Source organism: Synechococcus sp. 65AY6A5 (assembly GCF_002760415.1).
In the GTDB taxonomy this organism is placed as follows: Bacteria; Cyanobacteriota; Cyanobacteriia; order Thermostichales; family Thermostichaceae; genus Thermostichus.
Genome location: NZ_AXUW01000001.1, coordinates 729,397 through 735,587, shown reverse-complemented (window position 1 = coordinate 735,587; position 6,191 = coordinate 729,397). Strand labels below are relative to the sequence as shown.

Annotated in this window: 6 protein-coding genes, 1 tRNA gene and 1 pseudogene; 6 read left to right on the top strand and 2 right to left on the bottom strand. The window is 59.5% G+C overall.

The features are described 5' to 3' along the window. The coding region (tnpA, locus tag SYN65AY6A5_RS03385) for an IS200/IS605 family transposase (protein WP_143597132.1) at positions 1-274 on the top strand (274 nt) is incomplete at its 5' end. A 275-nt stretch (positions 275-549) separates the two neighbouring features. Here tnpA and SYN65AY6A5_RS03380 read toward each other — a convergent pair. After that, positions 550-623: transfer RNA gene (locus SYN65AY6A5_RS03380), tRNA-Pro, on the bottom strand. A 210-nt stretch (positions 624-833) separates the two neighbouring features. On the opposite strand from SYN65AY6A5_RS03380, the gene rpsB reads away from it, so the two are divergent. The 4 genes and pseudogenes from rpsB to queG all read left to right on the top strand — a co-directional run bounded on the left by rpsB (position 834) and on the right by queG (position 5,335). Then, positions 834-1,637: a 30S ribosomal protein S2 gene (gene rpsB / locus SYN65AY6A5_RS03375; RefSeq protein WP_011430474.1), complete on the top strand. Its 804-nt coding sequence runs from the start codon at positions 834-836 to the stop codon at positions 1,635-1,637. 175 nt (positions 1,638-1,812) lie between these two features. After that, positions 1,813-2,457 (top strand): annotated as a pseudogene (tsf, locus tag SYN65AY6A5_RS03370) (translation elongation factor Ts); the annotation flags it as partial. A 410-nt stretch (positions 2,458-2,867) separates the two neighbouring features. After that, positions 2,868-4,283 (top strand): amidohydrolase, encoded by a 1,416-nt coding sequence (locus SYN65AY6A5_RS03365; RefSeq protein ID WP_099813171.1) that lies wholly within the window; start codon positions 2,868-2,870, stop codon positions 4,281-4,283. A gap of 8 nt (positions 4,284-4,291) precedes the next feature. Then, positions 4,292-5,335, top strand: coding sequence for a tRNA epoxyqueuosine(34) reductase QueG (queG, locus tag SYN65AY6A5_RS03360; RefSeq protein WP_276307393.1), 1,044 nt, complete (start codon positions 4,292-4,294; stop codon positions 5,333-5,335). A gap of 10 nt (positions 5,336-5,345) precedes the next feature. Here the strand turns inward: queG and SYN65AY6A5_RS03355 are convergent, their stop codons facing one another. Beyond that, positions 5,346-5,561, bottom strand: coding sequence for a transposase (locus tag SYN65AY6A5_RS03355; RefSeq protein ID WP_240527361.1), 216 nt, complete (start codon positions 5,559-5,561; stop codon positions 5,346-5,348). Between the two features lie 421 nt (positions 5,562-5,982). Here SYN65AY6A5_RS03355 and SYN65AY6A5_RS03350 point away from each other — a divergent pair, with 421 nt between their 5' ends. After that, on the top strand, positions 5,983-6,177 hold the full coding sequence (locus tag SYN65AY6A5_RS03350) for a hypothetical protein (protein ID WP_099883911.1): 195 nt from the start codon (positions 5,983-5,985) through the stop codon (positions 6,175-6,177). Positions 6,178-6,191: the final 14 nt, after the last annotated feature.

Here is a 6,191-nt window from a genome sequence, read left to right as displayed (position 1 = left end):
AAAGTGGCGCTGTTCCTTGGTGGAGTTCAACGGTGAGGCGGATTATGTGCATCTGTTGGTGAGTTTTCCGCCGGATGTCCAGGTCTCAAAGCTGGTGAACAACCTGAAAACAGTCTCCAGCCGGTTGATTCGTAAAGAGTTCGTCACAGAGGTGGCACGGTTCTACAGCAAGCCTGTATTTTGGACAGGGGCCTATTTTGTTGCCTCTTGTGGTGGGGTCACCGTTGAGGAGTTGAAGAAGTATGTCGAGCAGCAGGCAACGCCCAGATTGTGAGACTCAGGGGCATTGGACCCCTTCGTCTCACCGCCTATCCCCCATCCCGCCAAGCTGCGCTGTGGCGGGAGTACCTCGGAGGTTTTGATGGAAGCCACCTAGGAGGCCCCGCACCACTAGCGCCAATGCAGCTTTCTTTCCAAGAGCAGTTTCCCTGCTCGCGCCAGCGGGACGGAGCCCTCAGAGCCCCTAGCTTCAGCCGCGGGGTAGTTTACCGCAATCTCCAAAAGAATGGCTTGACCCTGCCATTAGAAAGGGGCTCTCTCTAATTCCAGTCGGAGCGAAAGGATTTGAACCTTCGACCCCCACTACCCCAAAGTGGTGCGCTACCAAGCTGCGCTACGCCCCGACGCACCTAAGCCAGAGAAAATCTCTGGAGGTGCTTTACCAGTTTAGCTTCTAGAACCGGATCCCGGCAAGTGCAAGGCCTTGGTTACCGGATCCTGTAGAACACATGCTAGCATAGCTGAGCTGTCAAAATACCACACGCCCGAACTACCGGGTGTCCTCAACGGGGATCCGTTCGGGCGGAGGCTAACCCGTAGGAGATAACCAACTCATGAGCGTAGTCAGTTTGCCTCAACTGCTGGAGGCAGGGGTACACTTCGGCCACAAGGCCAGCCGCTGGAACCCCAAGATGCGGCCCTACATTTTCGCCGAGCGCAACGGCATTCACATCATCGACCTGGTGCAGACGGCCCGTTACCTCAACGAAGCCTATGAATACGTGCGGGAGGGGGCCGAAAAGGGGTGGCGTTTCCTGTTTGTCGGCACCAAACGGCAAGCCGCCGGGATCATCGCCCATGAGGCCACTCGCTGTGGCAGCTACTACGTCAACCAGCGCTGGCTGGGGGGCATGCTCACCAACTGGGCCACCATCAAAACCCGCATCGACCGCCTCAAGGAAATCGAGGAGATGCAGAGCAGCGGCCTGCTGGATCGCCTGCCTAAGCAAGAAGCGGCCCGCCTAAAACGGGAATTGGCCAAGTTGGAGAAGTACTTGGGCGGCATCAAAACTATGCGCAAGCTCCCCGACGCGGTAATCATCGTCGATCAGCGGCGGGAGGCCAACGCCGTTCAGGAATGTATCAAGCTCAAGATTCCGATCATCTCGCTGCTGGATACCAACTGCGATCCTGACCTGAGCGATGTCTTCATCCCCTCTAACGACGACGCCATCCGAGCGATTAAGCTGATTGTAGGCAAGCTGGCCGATGCCATCTACGAAGGGCGACATGGGCAGCTCGACACAGTCGAAGAGGATGAGTACGACTACGAGGGGGCCATGGACATGGATCTAGAGGATGACATTCTGGAAGATGTGGAGGATGAAGAGGAGGGGGATCCCGAGCAGGGAGAGTAACCCTTGGGCCGAGGGTGGGGATCCTGGGTGGTTCGAGTTGCTCCCTGTCCATCCTTTCTCCAGAAGCCTGTATCCTTAAAATCCAGATTCATCCTTTGTTCTGCTCCTGCCTATCCTCTGCATCCGGTCACATCCTTTCTGCCTCTTTGTACGATGTGAGATTTGAGGAACCCTCATGAGTATTGATGCCAAATTGGTCAAAGAGCTGCGCGAAAAGACGGGCGCAGGCATGATGGACTGTAAAAAAGCCCTGGAAGAGTCCGGTGGCGATATGGAGAAAGCCATCACCTGGCTGCGGCAGAAAGGGTTGGCAGGGGCAGCCAAAAAGGCCAGTCGCGTGGCGGCTGAGGGGGTTGTCGATAGCTACATCCACTTCGGCAACCGGATCGGTGTGTTGGTGGAGGTGAACTGCGAGACGGATTTTGTGGCCCGCAACGAAGACTTTAAGAAGCTGGTGCAAGATATTGCCAAGCAGATTGCCGCCTGCCAAAGCGTGGAGTACGTCAGCATTGACCAGATCCCTCCCGAAGTGGTGGAGCGGGAAAGGGCCATCGAGATGGGCAAAGAGGATCTGGCCAGCAAGCCTGAAAACGTGCGGGAAAAGATCGTGCAGGGCCGCATCGAGAAGCGCCTGAAAGAGCTGTCCTTGATGGATCAGCCCTTTATTAAAGATTCCTCGATTACCGTAGAGGAATTGGTGAAGCAGCACATTGCCAAGCTAGGGGAAAACATCCGGGTGCGGCGGTTTGCCCGCTTCGTCTTGGGAGAAGGGATCGAGAAACAAGAAGCGGATTTTGCCGCTGAGGTGGCCGCTCAGGCCGGTCTCAAGCCAGCACAGCCAGCGCAAGTGGCAGAAGTTGCAGCCGCTCCTCCCGCAGAACCTGTGGCTGACCAACCTGCTGCCGAACCTCCAGCAGAGTCCGTTGCCCCAGAACCCGTCGTCGCAGAATCTGCTGACGCAGAGCCAGCGCCTGCTGCTGAGGGCAAGCCCTCCAAAAAGGGCTCCACCAAGAAGAAGAAATAAGCCCATTCCACGCTGCGGATGGATCCCTGAATTCACCCCGATTGGTGGAAGCAGCCTACTCGGTGGGCCTCTCCACCCTGAGGGGGGCTGGCTAGGTGGTGACTTCCTCACGGGAAGCGTCCTGGGAGGGTATTTGGGGCTTTCCTCCCTTTTTGCCTTGGCACGGCAAAGTGTGAACTGAAGAACAGCTCTTTTGATTGCTGGCCATGAGCTACCTTTTGCGCAATGTGCTGATTCCCACCGCCACCGGCTACGAGACTACAGATGTCCGCATTGAAGGGGAGCGGATCGCTGCCATCGGCAAAGAGCTGGCGGCAGTGGGCCCAGATGGCGTAGAGCTCGATGCCCACAACAAGCTTTTGTTGCCCGGCTTTGTCAACGCTCACACCCACTCTTCGGAGCTGTGGCAAAGAGGGATCATCCCGCCCTACCCGCTGGAGCTGTGGCTGGCACAACTGCACGAGTACGCGCCCCCGGATCCAGAAAAGATTTATCTCAGCGCCCTGGCGACAGCGGTGGAAACCTTGCTCAGTGGCGGCACGACCGTAGTGGATCACCTAATCCTCATCCCTGGCCAGGAGCTGGCCACCCTCGAGGCGGCGGTGCGGGCCTACCGAGAAGTCGGGATCCGCGCTTTCATCGGCCCCCTGCTCCAGGATCAAGCCCTCTCTCAGGGGTTGCCCAGCGGCTCCTTTTCGGATCGGGAGCTGGAAACCTATCCTCTCTCCACAGCGGAGGTGTTGGCCATTGTGGAAGAGGCAGTGCAGCGCTTTCACCGGCCAGAGGAGGGCATCACGCTGATGGTGGCCCCCACCGGCATCCAACTCTGTTCTGACAAGCTGTTTGAGGGCTGCGCGGAGTTGAGCCAGAAGTATGGCCTCCCCCGCCATGCCCACCTGCTGGAAACCCGCGCCCAGCAGAGATTGGCCCAGGAAAAGTACGGCTGCAGCGCAGTCGAGCACCTGGAGCGCTTGGGCTACCTAGACCGGAGAACCTCGCTGGCCCACTGCGTCTGGCTTACCGATGCCGATATCGAGATCTTGGCCCGCACCGGCTCTACGGTTGTCCACAACCCCTTGAGTAACCTGCGCCTGGGCAGCGGCATCGCCCCCATCCTCAAGTACCGGCAGGCGGGGGTGAACGTGGCCTTCGGCTGCGATGGGTCAGCCAGCAATGACTCCCAGGATCTCCTGGAGGCCATTAAAATCGGCACCATCCTGCACAACATTACGGATCCCGACTACCGCCACTGGATCTCGCCGCGGGAGAGCATCGAGATGGCCTCTCGCGGTGGGGCCATTGGTCTAGGGCTGGGAGAGGAGCTGGGATCCCTGGAGGTGGGCAAGCAGGCGGATCTGGTGCTTTACGACCTCACCCAACTATCGCTGTTGCCCCGCACGGATCCCATTGGTCTACTGGTGCTGGGCCGGCCCACCCAGGTGGTGCACAGCGTCTGGGTCAGGGGGAAGCGGGTGGTGGCCAACGGCGAGGTAACGACGGTGGATGTGGCCAAGCTGCGGCAGGAGCTGTTCGCTCACAGCACCTGGGATCCCTTCCGTCGCTCGCAGCAGGCAGCACAACTGGAGGCCCGCTACCGCCAGGTGATGGGTCTGCCAGAATAGCCCTAGAATTGTCGGGGCCGACCGTGGGAGCAGCAGCCGATTGGGCCAGAGCCACCGAGCAGGTGAAGCGGCAGGCGCTGGCGCTGGGCTTTGACAAAGTCGGCATTGCCAGCGCGGCGGATCCCCCTGACTTGACGAGCTTGCGGGCCTGGCTGGCCGCGGGCATGGCCGCCGACATGGCCTGGATGGCCGATCCCCGGCGAATGGATCCAGAGCGGGTGCTGCCGGGAGTACAATCTCTGGTCTGTGTGGCCCTCAACTACTACACCCCCACCTGCCACAGCCGGGATCCAGCTAAAGGCAAGATCTCCCGCTACGCGTGGGGGCGGGACTACCACCGCGTGTTGGGACGGCGGCTGAAGCAGCTCCACCTCTGGATGCAGGCCCAGTTTCCGGACTACCGCGGTCGATTCTACGTCGATACCGGCCCAGTGGCGGAAAAGCCCTGGGCCATGCAGGCGGGCTTGGGCTGGATCGGAAAAAACGGCCTCTTGCTTACCCGCGAATACGGCTCCTGGGTATTTCTGGGGGTAATCCTGACCACTCTCCCGTTGATCCCCGACCGGCCCCACACCGCCCACTGTGGCACCTGTAGCCGCTGTCTGGAGGCCTGCCCCACCCAGGCCATCGTCAGCCCAGGGGTGGTGGATTCCCGCCGCTGCATTGCCTACCACACCTTGGAAAGCCACGCCGAGCAGATCCCTGCCGAGATCGCCCAGAACCTACACAACTGGGTGGCCGGCTGCGACATCTGCCAAGAGGTCTGCCCTTGGAACCAGCGCTTTGCCCGGCCCAGCCGGATCCCCGATTTTCAGCCTTACCCTTGGAATGTTGCCCCCGATCTCCAAGAACTGGCGCGGATTGGCGACGAGGAGTTCGACCGCAGGTTTCCCGCCTCTGCCCTGCGCCGCCTCAAGGCCCACCGGCTGCGCCGCAACGCCAAAGCCGCTCTCAGCGGCCATTCGGGCTCCACAGCCCACAGCAACGATTTGGAAGCCCATACTCCCGTTCCTCACCCTGAAGCGCTCCGCGCCGCTGACGCGAACGGGTAGAGGGCGGGCTTCATGGCTTACGCCACGCTTCGCGAACAGGGATCCCTGCTATCGCAGCGGGCGTTTCCTGAGCTTTAAGAACGGGATGCCCCACCGCTCTGGATTTGATTCCCCTCGCCAAGTTGTGATCCCGTGACAGGCTTAGCCCGCAGTAGGGGCAATCGTGCCACCTTTCGTGGAGTTTTTTGGGAACCACCTGACCACACCCAGAACACTCTTGACTCATGCCGTTTGGATTCCCTGCAATCGTCAACAGCCCAGCTCTTTCAGTCGTCCACGCCCTAGCACCCCCTATTGGCTTCCCCTCTTCTCAGACCCTAACCCTGCCTGGATAACGATTACGAAGACTATTACCCCAGCTACCGGCACAACCTACTGCAATCCGGGTGGAAACCCCTGTACCGCCATTTCGATGCCGAGTATTCCTGTGCGGGATCCCTGGGCGTTGGCCGAAAAATTTTTGGAGATGTGTGCAGCGATATTGCCAATGCGGTAGGACGTAGAGAGTACAGCGCGCTTCTCAACTTTCAGAGAATACCTGTTACAAGATCGAAGGGTTTTGGAATAGCGTCACTCCACCTCTGCCCAGCCCCGACCATACAGTATTTCATGATCAGCTCTCCACGCAGACGCCGATTCAGCAGCAGGTGAGCCGGGATCAAGTTCCCATCGATGACGTTTTAAGGCGCCTGCCGGAAATGACCGTTCTCAGAGTTTTAGCGCATCTGGGGCGACTGGTGCAGTTGGCGCAATTCCATATGGAGCGCTACTTCTACCATCCAGTCGAGCGGTTCAGCAGTTGGGAGGAAATCAGCAGCCTGGGCACCACCTATGCCTTCTGACCGGAGCCGCAGAT